Annotated in this window: 3 protein-coding genes; all 3 read right to left on the reverse strand. The window is 62.6% G+C overall.

All coding sequences use genetic code 11. The features are described from left to right. Positions 1–88: 88 nt before the first annotated feature. A complete protein-coding gene (locus tag AB4Z11_RS31125; protein ID WP_442029960.1) occupies positions 89–610 on the reverse strand; it encodes a hypothetical protein in 522 nt (173 codons plus the stop codon). Between the two features lie 2 nt (positions 611–612). After that, a complete protein-coding gene (locus tag AB4Z11_RS31130; protein WP_442029962.1) occupies positions 613–1,311 on the reverse strand; it encodes a hypothetical protein in 699 nt (232 codons plus the stop codon). Beyond that, the coding region (locus tag AB4Z11_RS31135; protein ID WP_442029964.1) for a helix-turn-helix transcriptional regulator at positions 1,298–1,607 on the reverse strand (310 nt) is incomplete at its 5' end. The genes AB4Z11_RS31130 and AB4Z11_RS31135, both read right to left, overlap by 14 nt.

Below are 1,607 nucleotides of genomic sequence, written 5' to 3' on the forward strand. Positions count from 1 at the left end.
CGATTCGATAGCACAAAATGTCCACGAACCACCCTAAACCTAACGGCACAGGGCCGGGATCGGCGTACACGATGTATTCTACCACGCACTACTCGGAGCAACCAGCCACGGGCTTGAACAGCCAGTAGCCCGTGGTGTCGGCGATGGTTTCCGACACGCGCAAGTCCGCGCGCGGGATCAGGCGCCAGGCCAGCTTGCATTGGCCTGGCGGCGTTTCCGGCTCCAGCCGCAGGCGGTATCGCTTTTCCTGTCCAAGTGGCAGGTCCAGCGTCATGTCGACCAGCGCATAGCCATCGCCCGCCTCAATCGGCACGGCGCTTTTGGTGTTTGGCATATAGGCGCTGTAGGACGCGTAATCCTGCACCATGCTGCACAGCTTAGGCACCGGCGCGGCGATCAGGGTGAAGGCGGTGAAGGTCTTGCCGGGATGGCCGCTGCCGGGCTCCTCGACCACGCGCACGTGATCTTCGCTCAGCGAGGAGATATCCGGGTAAGCCGCTGCCGGAGCTTCGAGCGCCATCGCTATGGCGGCCAATGCGAAAGCGAAGCTGGCCGTGGCTGGCACCCGGGCCGGAATGGCGGTGCGGTTGGAGGAGGGCGAGGTGCGCATGATCAGTGACCGTGCTTCAGCGCGAGGGTGATGACGATGCCCGTCAGGTCGATGCCCTTCATCGTGATGCTGCCGAAGCTGGGACCGCTGGTCGCGCCATGCACGCGGATGTTCTTGAAGCTCAGTTCACCGATGGTAGTCGGCAGACTGAGGGTAATCGAACCGTCCGGGTTGAGCATGGACGTGGCACGGTTCGGCGCGTACACCACATTGTGCATGCTGACGTCGGAATCGAGCATGCCCAGTACCGGGTTCACCAGTTTGGCCAGGTCGCCCAGCACCACCACGCCATTGTCCTTCAGCTGTTTTTGCACCTGGTTGACCAGGTCGTCGCCCAGGCCCTGCGCCGAGATCGCGTCGAGCTGTGCGTCATCCAGCTGTTGCATATCCTTGCGCGGCACGATGGCCGGCTGTGTGATGGCGGTGGCAGGCAGCGCTGCTTCCATCGCATAGGATTCCAGCGGCGCGAACACGGCACTGATGAAAGCTGCCGCCATGCGGATGCGGCGCTGCTTGCGCAGCATGTCCTGCACGTGCTGGTGGGTCACCAGTTCCCATTCGGCGAAAATCTCGCCGAGGCGCTGGCCAGTCTGGCGCTGATGTTCAATCGCGCGTTCCAGCTGTTCTTCGGTAATCAGATTGTGCTTGACCAGCATCTGGCCAAACAGCTGGGTAGGATGCTCCGGTTTAAACCAAGTCATGTTTGTCTCCGTGGTGAACGAGATCCGAAGGCGTCATGCCGAACCAGCGCTTGCAGGCGCGGTAGAAGGCGCTCGGTTYGGAAAAGCCGAGCTGGAAACTGAGCATCTTGAGCGACAGGTCGCCCGCTTCGAGTGACTGGCGCGCCAGTTCGCGGCGCGTGTCGTCCACCAGCTGGCTGAAGCTGGTGCCTTCTTCCGCGAGACGCCGCTGCAGCGTGCGCTCGCTCATCATCAGCCGCGCCGCGACAGCATCGCGATGCGGCGGACCCTTGGGCAGCATCTCAGCCAGGATGTTC

Origin of the sequence: Pseudoduganella sp. RAF53_2, assembly GCF_052113985.1 — a bacterium.
GTDB lineage: Bacteria > Pseudomonadota > Gammaproteobacteria > Burkholderiales > Burkholderiaceae_D > Rugamonas.

What these genes read in the sequence shown, in the direction of transcription:
- AB4Z11_RS31125 (WP_442029960.1), bottom strand. Translation starts at nt 610, where the DNA reads ATGCGCACCTCGCCCTCCTCCAACCGCACCGCCATTCCGGCCCGGGTG.
- AB4Z11_RS31130 (WP_442029962.1), bottom strand. Translation starts at nt 1,311, where the DNA reads ATGACTTGGTTTAAACCGGAGCATCCTACCCAGCTGTTTGGCCAGATG.